Origin of the sequence: Lonsdalea quercina subsp. quercina, from assembly GCF_000688695.1 — a bacterium.
In the GTDB taxonomy this organism is placed as follows: domain Bacteria; phylum Pseudomonadota; class Gammaproteobacteria; order Enterobacterales; family Enterobacteriaceae; genus Lonsdalea; species Lonsdalea quercina_D.
The window spans coordinates 176469-200115 of sequence record NZ_JIBQ01000009.1; the positions used below are offsets into that span (position 1 = coordinate 176469).

At 51.3% G+C, this 23647-nt stretch carries 33 protein-coding genes; 10 read left to right on the forward strand and 23 right to left on the reverse strand.

The window, feature by feature from the left end:
• Window positions 1-77 precede the first annotated feature (77 nt).
• From SB13_RS17315 to SB13_RS10155, 8 genes are all read right to left on the reverse strand, one after another.
• Window positions 78-428: an HNH endonuclease gene (locus SB13_RS17315; protein ID WP_026740244.1), complete on the reverse strand. Its 351-nt coding sequence runs from the start codon at window positions 426-428 to the stop codon at window positions 78-80.
• A 54-nt stretch (window positions 429-482) separates the two neighbouring features.
• Window positions 483-713: a hypothetical protein gene (locus SB13_RS10130; RefSeq protein WP_026740245.1), complete on the reverse strand. Its 231-nt coding sequence runs from the start codon at window positions 711-713 to the stop codon at window positions 483-485.
• A 208-nt stretch (window positions 714-921) separates the two neighbouring features.
• Window positions 922-1071, reverse strand: a complete 150-nt coding sequence (locus SB13_RS17880) for a hypothetical protein (protein WP_160168636.1) — start codon at window positions 1069-1071, stop codon at window positions 922-924.
• A gap of 6 nt (window positions 1072-1077) precedes the next feature.
• Complete coding sequence (locus SB13_RS10135) at window positions 1078-1650, reverse strand: hypothetical protein (RefSeq protein ID WP_051616460.1); 573 nt, start codon at window positions 1648-1650, stop codon at window positions 1078-1080.
• Window positions 1647-2189, reverse strand: a complete 543-nt coding sequence (locus tag SB13_RS10140; protein WP_026740246.1) for a glycoside hydrolase family 108 protein — start codon at window positions 2187-2189, stop codon at window positions 1647-1649. Before SB13_RS10140 ends, SB13_RS10135 begins: the two co-directional genes overlap by 4 nt.
• 3 nt (window positions 2190-2192) lie before the next feature.
• The gene (locus SB13_RS10145; RefSeq protein WP_026740247.1) at window positions 2193-2534 is read right to left on the reverse strand and encodes a phage holin, lambda family; all 342 of its coding nucleotides are present in this window, start codon (window positions 2532-2534) and stop codon (window positions 2193-2195) included.
• Between the two features lie 96 nt (window positions 2535-2630).
• Entirely contained in the window at window positions 2631-2933 is a 303-nt protein-coding gene (locus SB13_RS10150) for a hypothetical protein (protein ID WP_051616462.1), read from the reverse strand.
• Between the two features lie 82 nt (window positions 2934-3015).
• Window positions 3016-4062, reverse strand: a complete 1047-nt coding sequence (locus tag SB13_RS10155) for a DNA-methyltransferase (protein ID WP_026740248.1) — start codon at window positions 4060-4062, stop codon at window positions 3016-3018.
• Between the two features lie 318 nt (window positions 4063-4380).
• Between SB13_RS10155 and SB13_RS10160 the strand changes: the two genes are divergently transcribed.
• Complete coding sequence (locus SB13_RS10160; RefSeq protein WP_026740249.1) at window positions 4381-5205, forward strand: hypothetical protein; 825 nt, start codon at window positions 4381-4383, stop codon at window positions 5203-5205.
• 17 nt (window positions 5206-5222) lie between these two features.
• Window positions 5223-5705, forward strand: a complete 483-nt coding sequence (locus SB13_RS10165; protein WP_026740250.1) for a hypothetical protein — start codon at window positions 5223-5225, stop codon at window positions 5703-5705.
• A 22-nt stretch (window positions 5706-5727) separates the two neighbouring features.
• Here SB13_RS10165 and SB13_RS17320 read toward each other — a convergent pair whose 3' ends face one another.
• The 12 genes from SB13_RS17320 to SB13_RS17330 form a co-directional block, all read right to left on the reverse strand.
• Entirely contained in the window at window positions 5728-6072 is a 345-nt protein-coding gene (locus SB13_RS17320; protein ID WP_072000236.1) for an antiterminator Q family protein, read from the reverse strand.
• Window positions 6065-7015 carry a DUF968 domain-containing protein gene (locus tag SB13_RS10170; RefSeq protein ID WP_463605556.1) on the reverse strand — a complete coding sequence of 317 codons (951 nt, stop codon included), beginning with the start codon at window positions 7013-7015 and terminating at the stop codon, window positions 6065-6067. The genes SB13_RS17320 and SB13_RS10170 overlap by 8 nt, the downstream gene beginning before the upstream one ends.
• Window positions 7016-7097: 82 nt before the next feature.
• Window positions 7098-7943, reverse strand: coding sequence for a KilA-N domain-containing protein (locus SB13_RS10175; RefSeq protein ID WP_026740252.1), 846 nt, complete (start codon window positions 7941-7943; stop codon window positions 7098-7100).
• Window positions 7944-8049: 106 nt separating this feature from the next.
• Complete coding sequence (locus SB13_RS10180) at window positions 8050-8430, reverse strand: RusA family crossover junction endodeoxyribonuclease (protein WP_026740253.1); 381 nt, start codon at window positions 8428-8430, stop codon at window positions 8050-8052.
• Window positions 8431-8552: 122 nt separating this feature from the next.
• A complete protein-coding gene (locus tag SB13_RS10185) occupies window positions 8553-9158 on the reverse strand; it encodes an MT-A70 family methyltransferase (RefSeq protein ID WP_051616464.1) in 606 nt (201 codons plus the stop codon).
• Window positions 9151-9375 carry a PerC family transcriptional regulator gene (locus SB13_RS10190; protein ID WP_036150301.1) on the reverse strand — a complete coding sequence of 75 codons (225 nt, stop codon included), beginning with the start codon at window positions 9373-9375 and terminating at the stop codon, window positions 9151-9153. The genes SB13_RS10185 and SB13_RS10190 overlap by 8 nt, the downstream gene beginning before the upstream one ends.
• Entirely contained in the window at window positions 9369-10091 is a 723-nt protein-coding gene (locus SB13_RS10195) for a replication protein P (RefSeq protein WP_026740254.1), read from the reverse strand. Before SB13_RS10195 ends, SB13_RS10190 begins: the two co-directional genes overlap by 7 nt.
• Window positions 10088-10930, reverse strand: coding sequence for a conserved phage C-terminal domain-containing protein (locus SB13_RS10200; protein ID WP_026740255.1), 843 nt, complete (start codon window positions 10928-10930; stop codon window positions 10088-10090). The genes SB13_RS10195 and SB13_RS10200 overlap by 4 nt, the downstream gene beginning before the upstream one ends.
• On the reverse strand, window positions 10927-11103 hold the full coding sequence (locus SB13_RS17325) for a DUF4222 domain-containing protein (protein ID WP_072000237.1): 177 nt from the start codon (window positions 11101-11103) through the stop codon (window positions 10927-10929). The genes SB13_RS10200 and SB13_RS17325 overlap by 4 nt, the downstream gene beginning before the upstream one ends.
• On the reverse strand, window positions 11096-11281 hold the full coding sequence (locus tag SB13_RS10205; RefSeq protein WP_026740256.1) for a hypothetical protein: 186 nt from the start codon (window positions 11279-11281) through the stop codon (window positions 11096-11098). Before SB13_RS10205 ends, SB13_RS17325 begins: the two co-directional genes overlap by 8 nt.
• 89 nt (window positions 11282-11370) lie before the next feature.
• The gene (locus SB13_RS10210; protein ID WP_026740257.1) at window positions 11371-11832 is read right to left on the reverse strand and encodes a YmfL family putative regulatory protein; all 462 of its coding nucleotides are present in this window, start codon (window positions 11830-11832) and stop codon (window positions 11371-11373) included.
• 19 nt (window positions 11833-11851) lie between these two features.
• Window positions 11852-12067, reverse strand: a complete 216-nt coding sequence (locus tag SB13_RS17330) for a Cro/CI family transcriptional regulator (protein ID WP_072000238.1) — start codon at window positions 12065-12067, stop codon at window positions 11852-11854.
• Between the two features lie 95 nt (window positions 12068-12162).
• On the opposite strand from SB13_RS17330, the gene SB13_RS10215 reads away from it, so the two are divergent.
• From SB13_RS10215 to SB13_RS10225, 3 genes are all read left to right on the forward strand, one after another.
• The gene (locus tag SB13_RS10215) at window positions 12163-12807 is read left to right on the forward strand and encodes a LexA family protein (RefSeq protein ID WP_026740258.1); all 645 of its coding nucleotides are present in this window, start codon (window positions 12163-12165) and stop codon (window positions 12805-12807) included.
• 750 nt (window positions 12808-13557) lie between these two features.
• Window positions 13558-14472: a recombination-associated protein RdgC gene (gene rdgC / locus SB13_RS10220; protein ID WP_036150303.1), complete on the forward strand. Its 915-nt coding sequence runs from the start codon at window positions 13558-13560 to the stop codon at window positions 14470-14472.
• Between the two features lie 72 nt (window positions 14473-14544).
• Complete coding sequence (locus SB13_RS10225) at window positions 14545-14925, forward strand: hypothetical protein (protein WP_026740260.1); 381 nt, start codon at window positions 14545-14547, stop codon at window positions 14923-14925.
• A 212-nt stretch (window positions 14926-15137) separates the two neighbouring features.
• Here the strand turns inward: SB13_RS10225 and SB13_RS10230 are convergent, their stop codons facing one another.
• The gene (locus SB13_RS10230) at window positions 15138-16325 is read right to left on the reverse strand and encodes a tyrosine-type recombinase/integrase (protein WP_026740261.1); all 1188 of its coding nucleotides are present in this window, start codon (window positions 16323-16325) and stop codon (window positions 15138-15140) included.
• Between the two features lie 174 nt (window positions 16326-16499).
• Here SB13_RS10230 and sapC point away from each other — a divergent pair, with 174 nt between their 5' ends.
• The 4 genes from sapC to fabI all read left to right on the forward strand — a co-directional run bounded on the left by sapC (window position 16500) and on the right by fabI (window position 20155).
• Window positions 16500-17390 carry a putrescine export ABC transporter permease SapC gene (sapC, locus tag SB13_RS10235; protein ID WP_026740262.1) on the forward strand — a complete coding sequence of 297 codons (891 nt, stop codon included), beginning with the start codon at window positions 16500-16502 and terminating at the stop codon, window positions 17388-17390.
• Window positions 17391-17405: 15 nt separating this feature from the next.
• The gene (sapD, locus tag SB13_RS10240; RefSeq protein WP_026740263.1) at window positions 17406-18398 is read left to right on the forward strand and encodes a putrescine export ABC transporter ATP-binding protein SapD; all 993 of its coding nucleotides are present in this window, start codon (window positions 17406-17408) and stop codon (window positions 18396-18398) included.
• On the forward strand, window positions 18398-19213 hold the full coding sequence (gene sapF, locus SB13_RS10245) for a putrescine export ABC transporter ATP-binding protein SapF (RefSeq protein ID WP_026740264.1): 816 nt from the start codon (window positions 18398-18400) through the stop codon (window positions 19211-19213). Before sapD ends, sapF begins: the two co-directional genes overlap by 1 nt.
• A gap of 153 nt (window positions 19214-19366) precedes the next feature.
• Window positions 19367-20155, forward strand: a complete 789-nt coding sequence (gene fabI, locus SB13_RS10250) for an enoyl-ACP reductase FabI (RefSeq protein WP_026740265.1) — start codon at window positions 19367-19369, stop codon at window positions 20153-20155.
• A 59-nt stretch (window positions 20156-20214) separates the two neighbouring features.
• Here fabI and SB13_RS10255 read toward each other — a convergent pair whose 3' ends face one another.
• The gene (locus SB13_RS10255; protein WP_051619094.1) at window positions 20215-21150 is read right to left on the reverse strand and encodes a LysR family transcriptional regulator; all 936 of its coding nucleotides are present in this window, start codon (window positions 21148-21150) and stop codon (window positions 20215-20217) included.
• Between the two features lie 394 nt (window positions 21151-21544).
• Between SB13_RS10255 and SB13_RS10260 the strand changes: the two genes are divergently transcribed.
• Window positions 21545-22294 (forward strand): GntR family transcriptional regulator, encoded by a 750-nt coding sequence (locus SB13_RS10260; protein ID WP_026740266.1) that lies wholly within the window; start codon window positions 21545-21547, stop codon window positions 22292-22294.
• Window positions 22295-22321: 27 nt separating this feature from the next.
• Here the strand turns inward: SB13_RS10260 and SB13_RS10265 are convergent, their stop codons facing one another.
• Complete coding sequence (locus SB13_RS10265) at window positions 22322-23647, reverse strand: 6-phospho-alpha-glucosidase (protein WP_026740267.1); 1326 nt, start codon at window positions 23645-23647, stop codon at window positions 22322-22324.

Sequence of the window (23647 nt, forward strand, 5' to 3'; positions counted from 1 at the left end):
TTACCCTCCCCCTCCCACCCTGAATGTAAAAAAAAAGCACCCTTTCGGTGCATTCATCATGGTATTGACAACCATTATCATTTGAGGCGTTCGCGCGCGGTCTTTGACCGGTGGTGAGGCCAGCACAGGGAGCGAAGGTTGTTGCTATCGTCAGTGCCGCCGCGGGCTTTCGGTATCACATGGTCGACCGTCTTAGCCTCGCGAGCGACGCCTTCGTCAAGACAGTCGAGACACATATAGCTATCGCGTTTCAGTACCCGCTCGCGATTATCCTCCCATCGAGAGCCATAGCCACGCTGGTGGCGTGTCTGCCCGGGCTTATATGACCGCCAGCCCTCGCCCTTGTGCAGTTCGCAATACCCGCCGGGATCGATGGTCGTGTTGCGGCATCCGCGCGCCCGGCACGCTTTAGGTGTTCGTGGCGGCATGGTTATCTCTTAGTCACTTTTGATCTTAAAGAAGAAGCACCTACACAGCTTTTGCTAAATATTTTTTACAGTTTCTTCAGAAACACGAGCTGCATGAATGTTGTTCACGACACTTTTCCTGTCCATGCCGAATATTTTGTAATTCTCTCCTAGGAAATCTAAGACATTTTCAATCCCTCGAATTTTTTCTCCATTGAAGCGATATAGTGCGTTGGCTGAATCTCCACTATCCCCATGTTCGAAAAACTTTATTATCATTTCTCTGTTGTGATCACGAATCGACATAACACCTCCATTTCAGAATCCAAACTCACAGATTATCCATCTTGAATATACGGGTAAAGAGTTTAGGCTCTTTATCGATAACTGAACTCTCAACGACTTATTTCAAGGGTTAGGAGTCGATGTAGTTTGATACACATTGCCATGTGCTTGATTTGCTATAAACATAAAAAGCATGGACTATATCGAGGTTCAATATTTGGTTTAGTGTTTAGATGATCGCCAGCATAACTCCCTGAGCGACAACGTGTTCGATAAGGTCTCGGCTAGCCGCTAGGCTAATATCATGCCCCTGCCGCGCCAGCAATTCCCTCAGTTGTTCCGCAAGCGATGCGATGGTGATTCTGTTTTCTTGTTCCATAGTCCTTTACCGTTGGTGGGCATTATCGCGGACACTCTGGGAATAATGCGAAGCTCGGGATAACTCGATCTTACTAATCCCTAACAGCTGCGCGTTTGCCTGCTCCAAAGCCGTTAACAGCGGATCGACCCAGTAAACCGCTTGCGCATAAGTCAGTCGGCAGACGGAGGCAACGGAGCTAATACCGGCTGCGTTAACTCCGCTGGCAGTGGAGTGCATTGCGCTGGCACGTAAACGGTTCGCATAGTCGAGCAACCGGCCAGCAACATCGTTAGGGACGCACTGACCACCAGCAGGATCGCGTTTAATAATGGTGCGGTAGACGATTTGCTTTTCATCGGATTCGGCCCTGATATTGATACCGTACTGATTCGCCTGACGGGCTATTTCGTTATAGCGCTGAAATTGGAACGCCTGCCCGGCAATGATCGCTTGCTGACTGACGCTGACATCATCGGCCTTGGTTTTCTCACGCTTAGCGATATCAGCATCCCAACGCAGCGCAGTGATGTACCAGCCAATAGCGATACCAGCCACCAGCGCGACAGCGGTTACTTTCCAGCTTGGGATGATGCTCATAGCATGACCCGCTCACGTACCCAGCCATACAGAAACGCCTCGTTGGCGGCACGCTGCTCGGCCAGTTCCAGATAACGGGCGCCTTGGCTACAATTCAGCGCACGCAGCAGGACGCGATGACCGTCAGCCCCACGCGTGTCCAGATACTGGCGTAGTGCCATGATAGTACGCGGGCCGATATTGCCGTCTGGCTGCAGGTCCGGGTAAAGGCGTCCACCGTCGTTCAATGCCGTCAGCCAGCGCTGGATCCAACGCGTTGACACGCCCGGCCCCATGTTAATACCGGTATCGCACAACTCCGCCGCTATAGCTGGCGACAAAGCTGCCACCTGGTCATAGCGCGGCCCATACCAGTAATCGGCCTCGTAAATCGCCAGAGCGGCGTCGCGAGTCAGTTCACGCATTTCGCCCTGATAGCCATGCGCCCGCGCTACGGCTTCAGTAACTCCCCAATTCGTTGGCCCGCCCTTATCATCTGGATGATTGGCGTAGCCACCCTCGCGATCGAGTACCGCGTTAAAGATTTCGTCTTTAGTCATGGTTTATCCCTGTGGAGGAGTACCGCCGGTGCGAGATCCAAAAATGCGAGAGGCTGCAGCCCTGATTTGGTCAACACCGAGAAAGCCGATAGCGCCGCCCAGCGAAATAGTTAGCGTCGGGGGCAGATGGAAATAGTCCAGACTGCTTACCGCTGTCAGGGTCATGGCGCCGCAAAGAGGCGCTTCGAGCAACATCTTCCGCCATCCGCCGCCGCTGTAGGCAATCCGAAGGATCGCCATGACGATGGACAGCAACACACCGCCCAGCGGCACATCACCATTCCACCACATGCGGATCACCTCTGAGAGATCGGCCCATGTGTGAACTGGATTTTGCATTTTCATATTCCTCACCTCCGCGTTACGGGGTGCTGTGTGTTTTATGAGAATAAAAAAAGGCTCACCAGAGTGAGCCTTGTTGACTAATTAGCCTAAATAAGTTCAGAATTTTGAGTAACTGTGCTTATCGCCTATGTACATTTCCTTGGTGAGCGCGACACACCCGGTTTCATTTTTTTCACCGTAATAAGTCATGTCCGGATGGGCCTTTTTAGCATCTTTGTATGCCTGAATCATTCCTTTATCCAGAGCCCCGATGCTTGTCCCACCAATATTATCGTCTAATTGCTCATGAACTCCGCAGACATTTGTAGCTTGATTAGAAAGGTCAGGTTCTGAAAGAATTTTTGCAGAGACTCCAGAGCTGGCGAAAATGATAGCGATTGCGAAAATTGTCTTTTTCACTTATTTCTCCTACGGATACAAATCAAGATAAATAGGCATTGTTATTAACAATAGACAATTTTTGCACCAAAAAATACCCGAACTACATATACATATCAGAAATATCCCGACAAGTTTGTATAAATCTAGCTTCTTCAAGCTCAACTCCTAAGCCAATACGGTCAAGCTTTAATGCAGCCTTTAGCGTAGCCCCGGACCCCATGAAAAAATCAGCGACGACGTCACCCGGCCTACTGCTGGCCGAGATAATATCGCTCATCATTTCTGCTGGTTTCTCACAGGGGTGTTTACCGGGATAAAATTGAACTGGTGGGTAGGTCCAAACGTCCGTGTAAGGGACGAGCGCGGAAACAGAGAACGGTCGGCGCAATCTGTCATATTCGTTCACCAGCTCAGAGTATTGACGCGATAAAGTGGCGTAATCGTCCGCCAGCGCGCTGTGTGATTTATCGAGCTGATGCTGCTGTTGCTGTTCTGCCGCGATGCGAGAAAACAAACGCTGTAATTTGCTGTAATCCATTTCACTGGGCAGTTTCCACTGACTATCGCTGAACCAGTGTGACGCCATCTGCTTGCCTGTTGCGGCGTTGATTTCTTGGGATGTTACTTTCAGCGCGGCACGAGCATTTCTGAAATAATCGATCAGCGGGCGAAATACATCGCGTTTTAAGTCGGCACATTTCCCTGAATAAACGTCCTCTTTCTGCTTACGAGGCCCACTATGATGTTGAGCAAATAGGACTCGTTCAGTCGCCGGAAAATATGACCGTAAATCCTCTTTGCGGCATCCGTTCCAACGGCCAGAGGGTTTCGCCCAGATGATGTGATTCAGCACGTTAAATCGTTTACGCATGAGCAACTCAGTGTCTGACGCAAGACGCCAACCACAAAATACGTATAGGCTACCGGCTGGTTTCAACACTCGCCAAAATTCCGCGAATATGTCGTCGAGCCATTTAAGATATTGTTCTTCGCTTGACCATTGGTTATCCCACGCATTTTTCTTGACCCGAAAGTAAGGCGGGTCGGTCGCGATCAAATCAATGCAATTGTCAGGCAGGGTTTTGATGAAATCGAGAGAGTCAGCATTAACAAGGGTGTGACTGTTTAAATTTACAGTGTTTTTCATAGATCATAAGCGCCGGTTTTGATAGGCTCGACTCGCTTTGTGCACTAAAGCGTGGGCCTCGGTTCGCTTGTGACCTTTCCGCATGAGCGAATGATCGGAAGAGTGCTGCTAACGCTCTCCGATCGCCCATTTCTCACAGCAATAAAAAAAGCCCACCTGTACGAGTGGGCTTTTGCATTTATGACGCAGTATTAGATAACTGAAAGTCATGATAAATTCTGAGTAAGCCGCTTAACACCGCGACCACTTTTATCATACTATAATACTTTTTGCGTACGCGTTACTGTTTGTTACGATAACCAAAGATTAAGGGTTGATATGAACTTCTCAGATTCTAGGAAAGATAACTACACCAAGAAATGCCAGGTAAGAGCTTTTAAAGTCAACACGTCAACAACTGACGTACTTTTTGACCAAGTATCCAATAGCTCTCAATTTGTTGTTGGCACCGTCATAAGGTTGAGCAATGAAAAATATCTCACTTTAAAAGATTTTAGCACTAGTAGCGATTGCCATTACCTCCAATTTTCAACTTTCAATCCTAAAGAGCAAGTTTCGATCACACCAGCTCAAGTAGGAGTGAATGATTTAGTTGACATTGAAAACATGGATAGCCTTCATGCGTTTTTGATTATTAAAAAGAATAACATCGCATCATTAATGCAAATATCTACAAATTGGTGTGAATCCAAAATTGCTAAAATTTTTGAAAATTTTGGCATTCGAGTTACTCCATCACCTATTCTAAAAAAAGATGTAATAGCCCGAATTAAAAATGATGGATTTAAAGCACTACACGTCAATATTAAAGTTGATGAAACTGATTTCACAAACATCCCCGGTTGTTTTTCTTCTATATTTAAAAAAGAACCAGAAATTAGAACTAAAGGTATTACTGGACATCTTACCATAGATGCAAAAGGAAACTCTGAACTAGAAAAATCTGTCGTAAATAATACGAGCACATGGATAGATGAACTTGACTCTGATTTTTATTTAGAAACAAAAAAAGGAGAAAAGATAAAAGGGGATGATTTGAAAGTGATAAAAACCTATTATACTGTACCATATGGTTCTAAATCTATTAATGCCAAACATGCAAAAGAAATTTTAGAGAATTTTGTTTCTTCTGGTTTGTTGTAAACAGGACGGAGGCTAGAATGGCTAGAAAGATAAATCATACGGGTATTACAATCACAACAATTAATATTTTAGTCTCTGTTATTTTCTCATACTTTCTAACACATACTTTAACCAACAATACTGATGCGTTAAATCTAGTTGCAAATGTTTTCTCTATTCTCTCGGGTTTTTTGTTACTGGTCATTACAATGTCCGGTGAAAACTTAGCCATAAAAACAAATTTAAGTGCATTAGACATCGCTAATCAAGAAGTAAGATTTACGATGCGTTTTAATAAATATTACTTATTGTTTTTACTATATATTTTGACCCTTGCGTTGATTTTTGTTTATTACTTATTGTCAAAAGAGAATCCTCCTGTGGGGAAGTTTACAATGTTTGTAACTAATATCATAGGCTATGTTATATCATTTCTCACCTGTTTCTCTTTCATACAATCAACATTTATTCCTCTTAAAATAAAAGAACTATTTAAAGAGAAAAGAGTACTAACAAAATAAAAGCCGCATGTGCGGCTCTTCGTTATTTTATCATATGTAGGCATCCATCAATAAACCCTATCGCCGTTTGCAGTTCCTTCCTGACCGTGCCATCTGAGCATTTCCTTTTCTTTGCAATAGATCTGAGTGAAATACAGATCACGAAATGAGAAATAATTAATTCATACTCTTCAGGCTTATATTTTTTCAATCTAGCGACACAACTATCAAGAAGCATGCCTTCATCATCATCACAGTGGACACGACTTTTTTTCCCATGAGGAAAAAGTCCTTTAAATCCAGCAGCTATTGGTTGCCAATCTACACTACTTTGCTCAGAAGCCGCCCAAGCTCCCCAGTGATCCAAGCGCTCATATATATCACGCACTCTCTACACCTCGTTTTGATTTTGTGATTGCGCCTATACCCAGCGCCCTATTTAAAAACCTCACCAGCAGCTCCACCTGACTACCGTGTTTCCTCTCCCACCCCGCGACATCTCTATGCAATTCGTCATGGCACCGCCTGCACAACGGAATAACGAATAGATCGTGAGGTTTTGTCCCCGTACCTCCCAACCCTTGATTGATGATGTGATGCGGGTCGTCTGCTGGCCGTCTACATCCACTACATTCCTGTGTTTTTACCCNCCCTGTGTATTTTTCACTTTCCCAACGCTGCAGCTTTGGTCGCTTTATGTAACCTGCTGGTGGATCTCCATCAACTAACAAAGCGATGACTGACTTAACCCGTTCTATATAGGGTTCTAATATCTCTTTTGTGGGCGCTTCCCAGCGGATATCACACTCCCTTTTCACACCTCCTAGCGGCTCTTTAGGGGGCAAACGTAGAGCCTGCCGCATTACGGACTCAGGCAATAAATCGGACACATTGACGAGGACCGACCACCAGCACACTTCATGCACTGTAATCTGATGCCAAGAGGGTAATTTAAGTCGCCTAGCAATAGCGCCAACAATACTTTCGGCGGCATTCCTGTCAGCAATCTTTTTAAGCTCAGGCGTCGTTAGCTGACGCAACTCATTATCATGGTGCCAGCACAACTTAATTGCGGAGTGGCCATATCTCATGATTGTGGTTTCGTGGTGGTGATAATCGCCGTGCCATTGGCATCCAGCGTGATCCCAGGCATGTCTAATCACTTCTCCGCTCCCGCCAGCCGCCTTAATCACTCTTTCGTGCGCAAGAAACCATGCCCACTCGGGGGCATTGATGATTGGCTGACCACCCTCGGCAATAATCCCAGAGGGTAGTTTGCGCTGGTGGACGGACTCGGGCGTAACGACTACCCGCCCACAGAAGATAGGCATTAGATCACGGCCTGGCCGCAGTATCACCTGCCCCAGTTCAGCAACCACGATGGGAGTTAATAACGCTTTCAACGATCCCCCCTCAAACGGCGCTGGCGGTGAGCATCATCGATAGCAGCTCATCCACTCGGGATTCATAAAAATGTGGCTGCGTCTCGCGGGGGTTGTTCGGGCTGGTGATGTTTTTGCCAAAACGCAACCCTCGATGACTGACACACCAAAATTCCCGGCGCCCGTTCTTTGCCCGCGCCGAACTACTAGGACGTGATCGACGTTCGACCAGTCCCAGCGATTCCAGACGGCGGTAAGCCTCGGTGATCCGGACATTGATTCCGCGATTTTTCAGGATTGTGCTCAAGGCCATTGTGGGGCGGCTGGAGCCATCCATTGAACCAGCTGGCGCATCGATGGCATAGGATGGGGCCAAATCAGGCAACCCAACGGCTGCCTGTAGCTTCTGGCAGGCACCCAGCACCGAGGAATTAGACAGGTTCAAAGAAGACTGCATGAAGCCCAGCAGTGTGACGCCAGCCTGCACCAGGTCATTGGCGTGACCCGTATCAACCGATGCCATAACCGAGTCGAAGGTGCGGATAACGCGCAGGCTAAATGAAGCGCTGATCCACATTGCATAGGCGTAAACCAATTCTTTGCTGACGTATGTCCCCTGCTCCGTCCCTCCGCGAATGACATTCACGGGGTTAAGTGGCGAGTAGACGTATGACAAATCGGTTACTGGATGACCGTTCCTCAGATTTGAGGAGCGGGATAATTCATCAATAAGGCCAAGTGTCGAATCCAACCGCATCCAGTTGCTGGGCTGGTGCTTACTCAGCCCACCAGCAGCGCGATGCAAGTCGTTCAAACAATACCGACCAGACTGATCACGGCGTACGGATACGCCGTCAATCATGATTAACGGGTTCATAATTTCTCCACACCTGTTTTAAAACCGTTCCCCGACAGCTGCACCCGCGAGGAACTTTTGCACATGGCAACCGTATAACAAATCGGCATATCACACAATGACATAGTCAGTCCCCGCCCGGTTGGAATTCAGAAATTGATATCTCAGCTTTCCCGGACCGTACTACCGGCCCCCATTCCACATTGAGGCGTTTCACCTGTTTATCATCGTTCCATATCCGGGCATGCGTGATGGCATCCAGCGCAGCTTTGAGATAGTTGTCCAAGTCTCGGGCGCGTCTATCTGGCGGATACAAACGCAATGACACGCTCACATCGCATTTGATGGGTTTGGGCAGTCGCCGTAGTTGCTCCAGCACGCGGGCAATAGCTTCTACGCGAAACTGACGACCTTTAACGCTGATCAGATGTCGCCCGGATAACGGGCCAGAAGTCGGGGAACGCCAGTACGTGTTCACGCTGGGCGGGAACGGAAATACCAGTTCAATCAGCCAAGGTGACGATGGAGCCGCACATACGTGCGGCTCTCCCTGTAATATTGAGTCACAACATGTAGGGCATATATCGTTGCCGTAGTAATCCACCACAATAGGGGTTTCATCGGAACAGCTCACGCAGCCACCTCCTGACGATCAGCACACATTTCAGCTTGTGGATCGCGGCCAACACCCAGTTGGATATCGCTATCGACTTCATTGCCCCACGCGTCCCAGCCCTCGGCGTGTTGGCGGGCGAACAGCTCTATGCGTGGAACATGACCCAGCAGTTGAACAAGCAGATCACGCACCTGCGCCGGTTTGGCGCTGTGTTCCATGCGCGGCGCGGTAATGTGCTGGCAGATAGAGGCATCAAGCCGCAGAGGAAGGCGGCCACGCACGGCAAACAGACAATCCTCACTGTTAGCGCGGGTCATGTGGCCCATGCCGATCGCAGCGTTACCTTTCCGGCGATTGGTTTTGAACCAGGTGAATCCTTTCATCGTCATCAGACGGAAGCCCCACATATCCAAAACCTTAAGCGCTTCCGCTGGCTGCGTCGGCACCCACCACATCGCCAGCAGGCACGAATCCTGGTCGGCCAGCTCCCATACTGGAATTCGGCAAATGTCGTTGACGTTCATGACTGGGTATTTGTGCCCGGCGCCACGCTTACCGTCGTTAGCCTTATCGCGGTAGACCCACGGCGGATCGGCGTAAATCAGTCTGTAGTTACCCATGCAGCACCCCACCAGACACGGTCATTTCACGTACGCCAGAATATTGATTACGGATCCCCTGAGCGAGACGCAGGCAGCACTGACGGCGAAGAACGATTAACTCCCTATTCCCAGATATGTCGGTCTGGTCCAGCACCATCAGCCATTGCTGCGCGGCGCGGCGCCACAACCCACGGTCTTCGAGAGACTCAGCCAGCGCGATGTCGTCAATCAGCATGAGGCACCCCCATTTTGTGCGCGGATCCTTCCGATAAATTCCTCTCCTGCGCGCCGGTACTCGCCTGATGCGTCCGCCACCTGTGCCGGAGAAGGTTCTCGGCGTTGGTCCGAAATTCGAACAACAGGAGCTGGCACGCAATCTCCCTTAGCAAGACGGGCCGCCCAGTGGTTCAGGTGACGCTGAATGGATTTTCTGATCTCGCCCTCGGTGTAGTTGTGCTGATACATCAAGCGGCGTACGTCCAAGACAATCCAGTACATGACCGGCGCAGACCAGGGGAATAATTCGGCAGATGCATAGCGATCTCGGGTGGCGCTATATCGCCGGAATTCGCTCATTACCTCGTCGAGGTTTGGCAGTCCTGCGTTGGCGGCGGCGCCAGCGCGGCACCAACCAATGAATTTTCCAACACTTGGCCAGAAGTCCGTTTCCTGCTGGCGGGCGATCCGCATGCCGGCACGAACCTGTTCCAGCGTCGTGATGCCGTTCTCAGCAAAAGCCAAAATCCACTGGCGCTTTGCGGCGGCGATATCCTCTGGCGTACTCAGTGCCGTCTGGCGAGCGGCTGGGAATGTCTGCATCAGATTTTTGAACAGGGCATCCACCAGTGATTCAGCTTGACCGTTGATAACCCGCGCTTGTGGCTCTGGCTGCATCATCCGACTCAGGGCGTTTAAATCGCGATTTTGAATGGCTGTAGTAATTTTGTTCATAGCGTTTGATCCCACCCTTCAGGACTGTTCCAGTGCGGAGAATTCCCTGACGTGTCATTGCGCACCCAGGCACCATTGACCCATGCTGGCCGCCCTGACTGTTCCCACTTGCGAGATTTTTCGTAGTACTCCGGGAAGTTCTCTGGACCAAAAAGCGTCTTGGGCCGCAGGTAGTCACACATCCGGGGATCGTTAAGCCACTTAGCCGTCAGGTAGTCCACGACCAGAATCAAATCACTGGCGACGTACTCCTCCGCCAAGCGGCCTCGGATATACCCGATGGTTGTTTTGCCGTCGCGGTACGAGTGGCCGGTCGTTTGGTTGAAATAATTCAGGACCTGTTTAGCCGGTTCAGACTGGTCGGTCTGCGCAGCAGGCTGACGAGAGTTTTTATCTGACGGATCATGTTTTGAAGTTACTAACGGATCCCCGCCAGATTCTGACGGGTGAAAACTGCGTTTTTTACTCGTTTTTGATGCCTCAAATTTTGAGCGGTCAGATTTTGATGCGTCAGATTTTGACGTGTCAGAAACTGGCGGGTGGGCGTTGGCTGCGACCCAGAGTTTTTCAACGTTCAACTGATACATGTTCGACGCGTTGCGGTTGCCATTGCGACGTTGAGTGCGAGACAACCAACCATCAGCTTCCAGTTTCGCTATCGCTGTTCGTACGGTGCTGGTTCCCGCGCCTAACTGCCGGGCAATCGTTTCAATGGAAGGCCAGCACACACCTTCGTCAGAAGAGAAGTCCGCCAGGCGTGCCATGATAGCGACTGATGACAGCTTCATGCCCGCGGCGGCACAGCCGTCCCAAACGTATGAAGATAATTTAACGCTCATGGAACCCTCGTGAACTTTTCCCTAAATTGCCGCAGGGGCTGAACACATTCGTGCTCGTAGTTTTCAATTTTGAAAATGACCCGCTGGTTTTTGCGGTCATAGCCAATGACATGTACCGGTTTCCCGTAAGGGTCGCGATACCAACGATCCACGGGTTCAATCTGCTCATTCACAACGCCCCCTAGGTTGGACTAGCCAATCACTGTTCCCTACCACCCAGGCGGCGAACTGGTAGTTGCTGGGCACCCAGCCTCCCTGTACATTGACCTCATAGCGAAACGACATCGGGTCGCCCGGCTCCGTAACACAACGCAATTGCGGCAATCCGCCATTTTCGATTACACTGTTCATGCGTTTAATTTCTCTACACCGTTTAATTACTCGCACCGATGCCTCGAGCTGCACACTCGGGGCATCACCCTTTCTGGACGTGTCAATCATTAGCGAGTCCCCTTCTTCTGCCCAAACAGGGCCAAAATCGACCGGATTTCAACTTCACGCGCCGCCAGGTGATTGGCATGCAGCCGCTCAATATCCCGCGCCTCGTTAGAATCGATCACACCATCGGCTACAGCTTCCTGAATCATCTGATCGACCAGCCCACGGCGCGCCGCAGTCGTTACCGACCGGCTGTACAGTTCAACCTGATCCAAATCATCAAGCTTGGGTACATCCACCAGCAAAGCACCACAACGGCGCGCAAAATACTCCGCCAGCGCATTAGTGCCGGACAGGTCTTCCATTGCTTCTAATTCGTGATGCTCGAAGAAACGGCACCCGTTCTTTTCGTACAGGTTGTTGTTGAATTGTGTGATGGTCATCCCAAGCGCCCCTGCCATTGCCTGACGGCCGCCCGGATAGGCTTTGCACATCTCTTTGACGGTTTCTTTGATGTCTACCATCTTGATTTTCCTTTGGTAGTTACGCGGAAATGGATCGCGAAGTAGGCTTTACATAAAGAGACGGTTCGTATTTAAGCTTCCCTTTTNTTCGATATGCGGCCTCGGCAGCTCGACCTTTTGGAATCAACTTCCCGGGCCTTTTTCGCCATTGGTAAAACGCTTCAGGAGAAACACCAAAAAAAGCAGCAGCTTTGTTTGGAGTGCCGAAATATTGCTCTAACTCAGTGGTTGTCATAAGCACCTCTCTAAATTTATTTAGATATTATTATCTAATTTATTTTTGGTCAATAAAAACTAAAATTACTTAGCTTTAAACTTCGGGGAGTACTTGTGGGAACACTAGGGCAGCGCGTACGAAAACTGAGAAAAGAGCGGCGCTTAACTCAAGGGCAGCTTGGAAAAGCCGTGGGCGTTTCAGATGTCACCGTTGGCTACTGGGAGCGAGACCTTAACGTCCCCGGAGGGAAATCGTTATCCACTCTGGCGAATTATTTTGGCGTTAGCGAAGGCTATCTACTTTATGGCAAAGAAAGTGGTTCTAACGTAGAGCCATCAATACCCGGAGGATTAAGGGTTCCAATTATAAATTATGTCCAAGCAGGCAATTGGACCACCAGCAGTGATGCCAGGAACCTGGAAGGAACCATTGACTATATTTTGACTACAGGCAGCTTTTCTAGGGGGACTTTCGCCCTAAAAATCAAAGGGAAATCAATGGAACCCGAGTTTGTTGAGGGCGATTTGATTATCATAGATCCAGAGTTAACCCCCTGCCCCGGAGATTACGTCGTTGCAACAAATGGGGACGATGAAGCCACCTTCAAAAAATACAGGGCTCGGGGTATCAGTGAAGAAGGAAAGGAAATATTCGATTTGGTCCCATTAAATGAAGACTATGCCACAAGGAGCTCTATTAATGAGCATATAAACATCATTGGTGTTTTGGTGGAACATAGACGATTAATTCGCCGTTAGACAGAATGAAATATTCATATATTTTATAGCAAGTTATCGGATCTTTACCCTAATCTAGCACCAATTTTCACCCCCATAATTTATTCGCCACCTCGACCACCTACTTCCCGTACTTCCAACTACTGCAAAATTTGCAGTAGTTGGGCTTTGGACATAAAAACTAAATAATTTTAGATTACATCTTGATTCAATCTCTAAGATGATTTAGTTTTAGGTTGTCTTGTGACACAACGGTAAGGGCATTGATTGGAACGCACATAGAAGCTTCGTTGTCCGGGCCAGTGGCTGGGGAAGAATCCAGTACAAACCGACCGGCGGCCAGATCGGTGCCAGGTTACGCAATGCTCTTACCGTTGTGATGTTCTCAAGTGAGATGCAGCGCTGGCCGACGCAAAGACCCGGAAATCGGCTGAGTCACAGTAACTGGTGACCAATACCAAAACAGAGAGGCGGGAGATAAGCGGGAGTTACGCCTCGGTGTCACAACCCCATAGCGTTAGGACCGTGATAGCTGTGTTGGAAGTGATTTTGCTGAAAGTAGCTTTGGCGGGGATCGAAGGTCTTAAATCGGCCAATACCAGGGGAATGATTGTTTCCTTCGATTACCGCCCCTTTTTTACTGCATACAAAGGTGGGCGTCGGATCCATTTAAATTGAACGATGCATCAATTTTTATTTACGTCTAAAAACCGGCGCCCTCCTTTGTGTGTAGAGAAATAATGATCGGTGTGCAGCCGAACGGAGATAAGTATGAGTTTGTTTAACTTAAAAAACGCTTTGATTTACCGCCTAACGCGGAAAGTAAGTTTTGAAGAAATGGAATCGCAGCTAAGCGAGTTCGCATTTACACCGTGTGGTAGTCAGGATATGACCAAATGCGGTTGGGTGACGCCGATGGGTTCCTGCAGCGATGCATTGACGCATGAAGTTAACGGCCAAATTTTGATATGCGCTCGCAAAGAGGAAAAGATCCTCCCGTCGCCGGTCATTAAGCAGGCACTAAAAGAAAAAGTCGACAAGCTGGAAAACGAACAGCGTCGCAAACTGAAAAAAACCGAGAAGGACGCCATTAAGGACGAAGTTCTGCACAGCTTACTGCCGCGTGCATTCAGCAGGTTTAGCCAGGTTTGGCTGTGGATTGATACGGTTAACGACCTGATTATCGTCGACGCTACCAGCGCCAAAAAATCAGAAGACACGCTGGCACTGCTGCGCAAAACGCTCGGTTCTCTACCCGTGGTGCCGCTGATGATGGAAAACCCCATCGAACTCACGTTAACCGATTGGGTGCGCTCCGGCAAACCACCAGCAGGATTCACATTACAGGAAGAAGCCGAGTTAAAAGACATTCTCCCATACGGGGGGATACTCAAAAGCAAGCATCAGGACCTGGTTACTCACGAAATCGCCGGTCATATTGAGGCCGGTAAAGTTGTGACGAAATTAGCACTGGATTGGCAGGAGCGAGTCAGTTTCGTATTGGCAGATGACGGAATGATAAAGCGCCTAAAAATTGCCGATGTGCTGCTCGAAAAGAATGATGATATTGACCGAGAAGATATTCCCCAGCGATTTGACGCAGACTTTGTATTAATTACCGGTGAACTGTCGGCATTAATAAAAAATCTTATTGATGCTCTGGGCGGCGAAGCTTCCCATTATTGAATCCCTATTTGTGCAAATTAATCGCCTCACGGCGAGGGATTTATTCAACCTAAAAAACGGTGTGGAGAAAGAATGATGAAACGCGAAAGTGTCAATCTCGAATCACAGCTAGCGGCACTGCTGGCAGAAAATACAGCACTGAAAGCAAAAAATATCGAATTAACCGGCAACCTGTCAGCGACAACGCTGAGCATCAACAACGTTTCCGATGCTCTGGGCTTAAGCGGCGATGGCGCGTTTAGTCTCCAAGTGATCACCAAGTTCGCCGACCTGCAGGCGGACAACGAAACCCTGCGGGCTATGGTGCAGGAGCTGACGGCGCAGCATGCAGCATTGGACTCTATGCTGCATGACCTAAATGCATCTATCCGTCGAGAGTCCGCCGAGCGGGAGAAGAACGCCAAGCTTCTGGCGCGGATCGTAAAGTTGGAAGGGGAACAGCATGAATTTTAACGGTGGACAAACTATCCATAACAATTCTGAAATTATGGTGACCAGTGAAGTTCTGGAGCGCTACAAGATCTCTCGTAGCACCCTTTATTTCTGGAGCACACCAGTACGGATGCCAGCGTGCTTCAGCCGTCCATTTCCCAAGCCAGCTATCGGTGGGAGCCCTAAGCGGTGGCGTAGGGCTGATGTGCTTAAGTGGGAAGAAGAAGTGAATGTTACTCAAACTTCTGACCAGTCACCGTCTCAAGATGCTGAACCCAGACCTTGAGCCACTGGTGCTGATCGCTCAGGTAGTCGTGAAGGTTATAACGTGCCATCACCCCAGCCATGTGATGGCCAAGCAATTTTTCAATAACATGCGGTGGCGCGCCAAGTTCTGAAAGTCTCGTTGCCACCGTTCTTCTCAGATCATGAAGTGACCACTTCTTCATGCCCGTCTTCATGATTATTTGAGTAGAGAAAAACGAAACGTTCGGCTGAGCCGGCGGTTTATCATCATTTGGCCCGTTGTAATGCGCTCTGGTCAATACGTGTTTAGTCACTGAAACCTTTTGGTGACTTTTCAACATGGTTATGGCTGCATCAGGTAGCGCCCTTCTCACCGTCTTACCCGTTTTGTATTCACTGCCTGGCACCGTCCAGGTTTTTTCGCTGTAATTAAACCATTCCCACTTTGCTGTTCTGATCTCTGTGCTCCGGCAGCCAGTCATCATCAGAAATCGCATAACGATTTGCTGACGTACGGGCAAATCATCCAGAACATTCCAAATCGTTCTGATTTCATCATCAGATAAAACTCTGTCTTTCATGGCGGCGGCGATTGCCACGTCAGACCGTCTTAAATCTACAAGCGGGTTGACGTCGATCACTCCCCGGTTGTGGCAGAATCTGAAAGTTCGCTGCATCAGGCTAAGGATTTGCCCAGTGATTACACGTCTGCCCATGCCATCAAACAGCTTTAGCCAGTGGGTTTTAGTGGTGTGATTGACGATCATGCTTCCCAATACGGGCATTACGTGGTTTTGGAAATCCTGACGGTTTTTGTGGATCTTGATTAGCCCTTCGGGCTTGCAGTAATGCTCTTCCCAGTAATCGAACGCTTCTTGAACCGTCATTGCATCGACCTTTTTAATCCTTTCTAAAGCCACCTGCTTACGCGGATCGTACCCCTCTGTTATCCATAAGCGAAATTGCTGCCTTCGTTCCCTTGCCTGTGAGAGCGATATAGACGGATAATTACCAATTGTTAGCTGTGCAGGCTTGTCGTCCCACCGATAGCGGTAAAAGAATGTGACGCCTCCCGAAATAGTTAGCCTGGCGTTTAGCCCGTGAGAATCTGAAATAATTTCGACTTTATCGCGGCGTTTACCGAGCGCTTTTCTTAGTTTGGTGTCAGTTAGCAATGTGTACACTCCCATTTCCGTATACACAATAGTGTACACAAAATTCATAAATTAAGGCTATTTCGACTCAATGAAAGCAAAGCGCTTTAAAGCATCAAAAGAGGCAATATATTGATATGATGGGATTTTTTGAAGAGAAACCAGTGAAATCAAAAAGAAGTAAAGCAGATACATATGCTCTCCGATAACATCTACCGCGAAAAACATCAGCCCAGCCGCTGGCGTGATACCTGGACCATGTTCAAGCAGGATCACCTGGCCATGATTGGGTTTTACGGCTTCCTGATGCTGATTGCGCTGTGTCTGTTCGGCAGCACCCTCGCCCCTTATGCCGTAGACCAGCAGTTCCTTGGTTATCAGCTGTTGCCGCCGTCGTGGTCGCATTACGGCGAGGTTTCGTTCTTTTTGGGAACCGACGATTTAGGACGCGATCTGCTTAGCCGACTGCTGAGCGGCACGGCCCCGACCATCGGCTCCGCGCTGCTGGTCACGCTGGGTGCGGCGCTGTTCGGCATTCTGGTCGGTCTGATGGCGGGGGTGACCCACGGACTTCGCTCCGCCATCCTGAATCATATTCTGGATACCCTGCTCTCCATTCCCTCTCTGCTGCTGGCGATTGTGGTCATCGCTTTTATCGGCCCGAAGCTTGAGCACGCCATGCTCGCCGTGTGGCTGGCGCTGTTACCGAGGATGGTGCGCACCATATACACCGCCGTGCATGACGAGCTGGAAAAAGAGTACGTCATCGCCTCGCGCCTGGATGGCGCATCCACGCGCTATATCATCTGGTATGCCGTGCTGCCCAATATCTTGCCGTTGCTGGTCAGCGAATTCACCCGCGCCTTGTCGGTCGCCATTCTGGATATTGCCGCGCTGGGCTTTCTCAATTTGGGCGCACAGTTGCCTACGACCGAATGGGGAACGCTGTTGGGAAGTTCGCTGGAGCTCGTCTACGCCGCGCCCTGGACCGTCATGTTGCCCGGGGGCGCCATTACCCTGAGCGTGCTGATCGTCAACCTGCTGGGGGATGGCCTGCGCCGTTCTCTGCTGGCACAAACCGAATAGTGGTGGAAAAAAGGTATGCCATTACTGGACATTCGTAATCTGACCATCGAATTCATGACCGCCGAAGGGCCGGTCAAAGCTGTCGATCGCGTCAGCATCAGCCTGAGCGAAGGAGAAATCCGCGGTCTGGTGGGGGAATCCGGGTCGGGGAAAAGCCTGATCGCCAAAGCGATCTGCGGCATCACCAAAGACAACTGGCGCGTGACGGCCGACCGTTTCCGCTTTGACAATATCGACATGCTCAAGCTCACGCCCAGACAACGGCGCAAACTGGTGGGTCACAATCTGTCGATGATCTTCCAGGAGCCGCAGTCATGTCTTGATCCGTCCGCTAAAATCGGGCGTCAGCTGGTTCAGTCTATTCCCGGCTGGACCTACAAGGGGCGCTGGTGGCAGCGCTTCAACTGGCGTAAACGCCGCGCCGTCGCGCTGCTGCACCGCGTGGGGATCAAGGACCACAAGGACATCATGCGAAGCTACCCCTATGAACTAACCGAGGGGGAGTGTCAGAAAGTCATGATCGCCATCGCGCTGGCCAATCAGCCCCGGCTCCTGATCGCCGATGAGCCAACCAACGCGATGGAAGCCACCACCCAAGCGCAGATATTCCGCCTGCTGTCGCGGCTTAACCAAAACAACAACACGACGATCCTGCTGATCAGCCATGACCTGCAGACGATGAGTAAATGGGCTAACCGCATCAACGTGCTGTACTGCGGGCAGACCGTCGAAAGCGCGCTGAGCAGCGAACTCATCAGCACCCCGCATCACCCCTACACTCAGGCGTTGATCCGCGCGATGCCGGACTTCGGTCGCGCGCTTCCCCACAAGAGCCGGTTGAATACGCTACCCGGCGCGATACCGTCGCTGGAGCATCTGCCGGTCGGGTGTCGTCTTGGTCCCCGGTGTCCTTATTCTCAGCGCGAATGCATGATCACACCGCCGCTGATCGTAGCGAAAAACCATTGGTATGCCTGCCACTTCCCGCTCAATATGGAGGAATCCTGATGGTGGAGACCCTGCTCGAAGCCCGCAATCTCACCAAAACGTTCCGCTATCGCACCGGCCTGTTCCGGCGGCAACACGTCGAGGCGGTCAAGTCGGTGAGTTTTACTCTGCGCGAGCGGCAAACGCTGGCGATTATCGGCGAGAACGGATCCGGGAAGTCGACCCTGGCGAAAATGCTGGCGGGCGTGCTTCCGCCGACTTCAGGTCAGTTGGTGATTGACGACCATCCGTTGGAATATGGCGATTACGGCTACCGCAGCCAGCGTATTCGCATGATTTTTCAGGATGCCGGCAACGCGCTGAATCCACGTCAGCGTATTGGTCAGCTGCTGGAACTGCCGCTGCGGCTGAATACGCAGCTCAGTCCAGAAGAGCGGGAAAAGGCCGTCTATCTGGCGCTGCGTCAGGTCGGCCTGCGCGCCGACCACGCTTCGTATTATCCGCACGCGCTGGCCCCGGGCCAGAAACAGCGCGTCGGACTGGCGCGAGCGCTTATTCTGCAACCGAAAGTGATTGTGGCTGACGAGGCGCTGGCCTCGCTGGATATGTCGATGCGTTCGCAAATCATCAATCTGATGCTGGAATTGCAGGAAAAACACGGTATCTCCTACATCTATGTCACCCAACATCTGGGCATGATGAAACATATCAGCGATAAGATTTTGGTGATGCATAACGGCGAAGTCGTGGAACGCGGCAGCACCGCTGACGTTTTGGCGGCCCCGTTGCACGATTTAACCAAGCGCCTGATCGCCAGCCATTTTGGCGAAGCATTGAGCGCAGACGCTTGGCGAAGCGACGGCGGCGTTCTTTAATTTACCCCGTCCGGGCAGGAAGCCGCGGTGATGACCAAAGTATTACATATGGCATCACTCATGCTAGAATCGCCCGGTTTATTCACACCGGTCGCCATTAACCAATAATTCTTTAACGGCGATCGCAGCAATAATGATTACAAGGATACTGCTATGGGTTTTCTTAATGGTAAGCGCATTCTGGTAACGGGCGTTGCCAGTAACCGCTCCATCGCATTCGGTATCGCTCAGGCGATGCAACGCGAAGGCGCCGAACTGGCGTTCACTTATCAGAACGACAAACTGAAGTCTCGCGTAGAAGGCTTTGCCAGCGAACTCGGTTCCAACATCGTTCTGCCCTGTGACGTTGCGGAAGATGCCAGCATCGAAGCGCTGTTCACCGAATTGGCGAAAGTGTGGCCGACCTTTGATGGTTTCGTGCACTCCATCGCGTTCGCACCGGGCGACCAGCTGGACGGCGACTATGTCGATGCCGTTACGCGCGAAGGATTCTCTATCTCTCACGACATCAGCTCTTACAGCTTTGTCGCGATGGCGAAAGCCTGCCGTAAGATGCTGAACCCGAATTCCGCTCTGGTGACGCTGTCCTACCTGGGCGCAGAGCGCGCCATCCCGAACTACAACGTGATGGGTCTGGCGAAGGCGTCTCTGGAAGCCAACGTGCGTTACATGGCGAACGCCATGGGCGCTCAGGGCGTTCGCGTGAACGCGATCTCCGCAGGTCCGATCCGGACTCTGGCGGCATCCGGCATCAAAAACTTCAAGAAGATGCTGTCTCACTGCGAAGCCGTCACGCCAATCCGCCGCGTTGTGACCATCGAAGATGTCGGCAACTCAGCCGCCTTCCTGTGCTCCGACCTGGCTGCCGGGATCTCTGGTGAAGTCCTGCACGTCGATGGCGGTTTCAACATCGCTGCGATGAACGAGCTGGAGCTGGATTAATCCCTCCGGCAAGCGAGCCTTCGGGCTCGCTTGTTTTCTTCCCCTCCCCCCGCCGCGCCTTACACATCGACGCTCACTGTGTTTTCGCCACCGGCGTTTTGCCGCACTAACCATGCTGTCGCCACGTTGAAAAAATGCTGGGCCAACGCAGTTGCCCGCCCCTGTTCCGAAATCACCACGGCCGTCGTGCGCGGCATCAATGGCAACGTCAGGTCGCGCCACGCCAGCTGCGGCGTCATTTCCGGCAGCAGGCTGCCCTGAGGCACAACGCCGCAACCCAGACCGACGAATACGCTTTGAATGAGCTGCAACACTGAGTCGCTTTCCACCACCACATTCGGCGTCAACTCAGCGTCCTGCCACAGCGAATCCAGATATCCCCGCAGATAGCGTCCAGTGTCCGTCAGGCACAGCGGCAGTTCGGCGATGTCAGCCAGCGAAAGCGGGGTATCGCCCTGCAGCGAAGGAAAATGCTGCGGATTAAACAGCAAGGCCATATGCGGCGCGCCCAGCGAGCTCACCTGGAAACGCGGCTCCTCGAGCATTGCGGGTTCGAAAAAGCCGATCCCAACGTCCACGTTATGCGCCTGCAGCGCCTCCAGCAGTCGATCCGCGCTGAACAGCGACACCTGAAAAGCCAGTTCTGGATAGACGCGGCGCACGTCGGCCAGCATCTGCGACACCGCGATACCACACTGCGGGACGGCGCCGAGGCGCACCAGCCCGCTCGTGCCGCGNTTCAGAGCATCGACTTCCAGCTTCAGCCCTTGATAGACCATCACCATTTCGCGCGCCCAGGTCAGCACCCGTTCGCCTTCCGCGGTGAAACCATTGAAATGATTACCGCGGTTGATGAGCGACAAACCCAGTTCACGCTCTAGATTTTTAAGTCGCATGGAGAGCGTTGGCTGGCTCACGAAACTGGCTTCGGCCGCACGGCCAAAGTGGCGTGCCTTTTCCAGATTGCACAGGTAGATAAGTTGTTTGATATCGATTTTCGTAGTCCCTAAAAGTTGAGATCGGTGGAAAACCGCTGCCGTATGTCACGCGCCAGCACCGCTTTTCGATTGACGGGTTAGTCTAAATACCGGGCGATGGCGGAAATCGCGCTGCGGGCATTCACACCGAGCGAAGGCATATCTCGGCCGTGGAATATCGCCGCCGCATGAGTCTGTCTAATGAATGACGCCATTAAGGAGAGTGACGCTGACAACCATGTGGGAGGAATTAGCCTCTTCACACGCTCATTTTAGAAGCATGATGCCCGAATTCAAATCACGGTTCCCTGCGGTATATCGTGGACTTATAGGAAAAAAGCCAAAACTTGTATAGATAACTATCCCCCTATACTATCAACGCTGCTGAAACGAACGGGAGGGAAGAATAAAGATGATTGATAAACATTCCTTTGTTCCTTTTTATCTGCAAATCGAGCAGATCCTGACCCGTCAGATTCATGACAACACGCTGAAACCCGGCGACCCGCTCCCCACCGAGGCGGAGCTGTGTCAGCAGTATCAGGTTTCGCGCATGACGGCGCGCAAAGCCGTCGACTACTTGGTGCGACAGGGACTGGTCGAACGTTTTCGCGGACGAGGCACTTTCGTCGCCCAACCGGATACCCGGGTAAAGGTGCAGCTGCCGCTGGACCAGCATCTGACCTCCAGCGAAGTCGCCAACAGCACGCAGCGCAAGATCGTCAACCGACTGATCCATTTTTCTCAGCAACCCGCCACCGCCGAGGTGGCTCATGCCCTGCGCCTAGACCAAGAGACGCCGGTTCACTACATGGTGCGCCTGCGGTTGATTGACGGCACGCCGTTTGTGTATGAGCAATCCTGGATGATTCAGTCCCTTTTTCCCGACCTGAGCGAGCATGATCTGAATCAGTCCAAGTACGCCTACCTTAAATCCAAAGGCTACGATGCCGTCGGCAGCCATAAGCAGATTTTCGCCGAGCTCCCCTCCGTGGATGTGCTGGAAGCGCTCGGGCTGGCACGCGACGAACCGGTGCTGCGCGCGAGCGTCGTCGCTTTTTTCGCTGATGAGCGGCCCTTCGAGCTTTCCAACGTTTATTACAATCAGCGGCGCTATGCCTTTACCCTCGACGCGCCGCTTAGGCCTTTATTCACGCCGTAACCCTGTCGTTTTTGTTAACTTCCGTAATCAGGTTAATGCGGGCCAATACCCTTGGTTAGCCTCGATCAACGCATCCAGTACCTTGCGCGCTTTTTTCGCATCCACCACCAGCCGGTTCAGCGTCAACGCCTGCAACGCCTTGGTGTAAGACCCTTCAAACCAGGCCTCAATCGTGAGGCGTTCATAGGCGAACTGCTGCTCGATCATTCCTTTATAGAAGGTGGGAATATTGCCGACGCCATAAGGCCGCGGGCCATTAATGCCGAGCGTCGCCGCCACTTCCACCATCGCGCTGTCATCCAGATTGTTCACCAGACCGTTGTTTTCCACGATCACCACAAAGATACGATGCTGGTTGTAGGCGATGGATTCGGCGACTTCGACAATCATGTCGCCGTGCGCGTCGTTGTGAACCACGCTGGCGTCTTTCGTCGTTCCCGCCGCGACCGCATGGCGACACGTTTCGAACACGCGCTTTTCTCTTCCCGCCATCACCTCGTTGGCGCGGGTAAAGTTCGGGTCCAGCTTGCTGAGCTTGTAATCCGGATAGAGGTAATATTGCAGGTAGGTGTTGGGTAGATAGTCTGGGAAATCGCGCAGCATATCGGCCACCACCGCGTAGGTTTCCAACCACGAAGCGTCGCGTTGCTCCGCATCCGCCGGTTTGAAGCCCTGATTAAGGATGATCTCTTTCAACTGCGGCAGCAGGTCCTCTCCTTCGCGATCGTACAAATGCGTAAACCAGCCAAAGTGGTTCAGGCCGAAGTAGACCGGTTCGAACTCATTGACGTCGCGGCCCAGAATGCGGGCATAGGAACGCAGCAAATTGACCGGCTGGTCGCAGATATTAAGAATACGTTTGTCATCCGGGAATTTGACGCGCAGCGCGTCGGCGACGATGGCCGCCGGATTGGTATAGTTCAGAATCCAGGCCTGCGGCGAACGCGCCCGCACCTGTTCCACCAGCTCAATCATGTCGCCAATGGAACGCATACCGTAGGCGAATCCTCCCGGCCCGCAGGTCTCCTGACCGATGACGCCTAATGAAAGCGGGATCTTTTCATCTTTCTCACGCATGGCATAACCGCCGGTACGCATCTGGCAGAAGACAAAATCGACATCCTGAAACGCCGCTTCGACGTCCGTCGTGTAGGCGAAATCCAGCGCCGGGTACTCTTCGCTGAACAGCAGGCGCGCAAAGTCGCCGATCACCGCCTGTCGTTCGGCGTTGATGTCGTACATCACCACCCGTCTGAGGGGAAACGAGTTCTGTCGCTTGCACAGCGCCTTCAGTAAACCCGGTGTCCAGGTCGAACCGCCGCCTACAATCACAATACTGTATGTCTTCGTCAT

Bases quoted from the DNA above. Each gene is read 5' to 3' on its own strand.
- SB13_RS17315 (WP_026740244.1), bottom strand. From the start codon at position 428: ATGCCGCCACGAACACCTAAAGCGTGCCGGGCGCGCGGATGCCGCAAC.
- SB13_RS10130 (WP_026740245.1), bottom strand. From the start codon at position 713: ATGTCGATTCGTGATCACAACAGAGAAATGATAATAAAGTTTTTCGAA.
- SB13_RS17880 (WP_160168636.1), bottom strand. From the start codon at position 1,071: ATGGAACAAGAAAACAGAATCACCATCGCATCGCTTGCGGAACAACTG.
- SB13_RS10135 (WP_051616460.1), bottom strand. From the start codon at position 1,650: ATGAGCATCATCCCAAGCTGGAAAGTAACCGCTGTCGCGCTGGTGGCT.
- SB13_RS10140 (WP_026740246.1), bottom strand. From the start codon at position 2,189: ATGACTAAAGACGAAATCTTTAACGCGGTACTCGATCGCGAGGGTGGC.
- SB13_RS10145 (WP_026740247.1), bottom strand. From the start codon at position 2,534: ATGAAAATGCAAAATCCAGTTCACACATGGGCCGATCTCTCAGAGGTG.
- SB13_RS10155 (WP_026740248.1), bottom strand. From the start codon at position 4,062: ATGAAAAACACTGTAAATTTAAACAGTCACACCCTTGTTAATGCTGAC.
- SB13_RS10160 (WP_026740249.1), top strand. From the start codon at position 4,381: ATGAACTTCTCAGATTCTAGGAAAGATAACTACACCAAGAAATGCCAG.
- SB13_RS10165 (WP_026740250.1), top strand. From the start codon at position 5,223: ATGGCTAGAAAGATAAATCATACGGGTATTACAATCACAACAATTAAT.
- SB13_RS10175 (WP_026740252.1), bottom strand. From the start codon at position 7,943: ATGAACCCGTTAATCATGATTGACGGCGTATCCGTACGCCGTGATCAG.
- SB13_RS10185 (WP_051616464.1), bottom strand. From the start codon at position 9,158: ATGGGTAACTACAGACTGATTTACGCCGATCCGCCGTGGGTCTACCGC.
- SB13_RS10190 (WP_036150301.1), bottom strand. From the start codon at position 9,375: ATGCTGATTGACGACATCGCGCTGGCTGAGTCTCTCGAAGACCGTGGG.
- SB13_RS10195 (WP_026740254.1), bottom strand. From the start codon at position 10,091: ATGAACAAAATTACTACAGCCATTCAAAATCGCGATTTAAACGCCCTG.
- SB13_RS10200 (WP_026740255.1), bottom strand. From the start codon at position 10,930: ATGAGCGTTAAATTATCTTCATACGTTTGGGACGGCTGTGCCGCCGCG.
- SB13_RS10205 (WP_026740256.1), bottom strand. From the start codon at position 11,281: ATGAACAGTGTAATCGAAAATGGCGGATTGCCGCAATTGCGTTGTGTT.
- SB13_RS10210 (WP_026740257.1), bottom strand. From the start codon at position 11,832: ATGGTAGACATCAAAGAAACCGTCAAAGAGATGTGCAAAGCCTATCCG.
- rdgC (WP_036150303.1), top strand. From the start codon at position 13,558: ATGAGTTTGTTTAACTTAAAAAACGCTTTGATTTACCGCCTAACGCGG.
- SB13_RS10225 (WP_026740260.1), top strand. From the start codon at position 14,545: ATGATGAAACGCGAAAGTGTCAATCTCGAATCACAGCTAGCGGCACTG.
- sapC (WP_026740262.1), top strand. From the start codon at position 16,500: ATGCTCTCCGATAACATCTACCGCGAAAAACATCAGCCCAGCCGCTGG.
- sapD (WP_026740263.1), top strand. From the start codon at position 17,406: ATGCCATTACTGGACATTCGTAATCTGACCATCGAATTCATGACCGCC.
- sapF (WP_026740264.1), top strand. From the start codon at position 18,398: ATGGTGGAGACCCTGCTCGAAGCCCGCAATCTCACCAAAACGTTCCGC.
- fabI (WP_026740265.1), top strand. From the start codon at position 19,367: ATGGGTTTTCTTAATGGTAAGCGCATTCTGGTAACGGGCGTTGCCAGT.
- SB13_RS10260 (WP_026740266.1), top strand. From the start codon at position 21,545: ATGATTGATAAACATTCCTTTGTTCCTTTTTATCTGCAAATCGAGCAG.
- SB13_RS10265 (WP_026740267.1), bottom strand. From the start codon at position 23,647: ATGACGAAGACATACAGTATTGTGATTGTAGGCGGCGGTTCGACCTGG.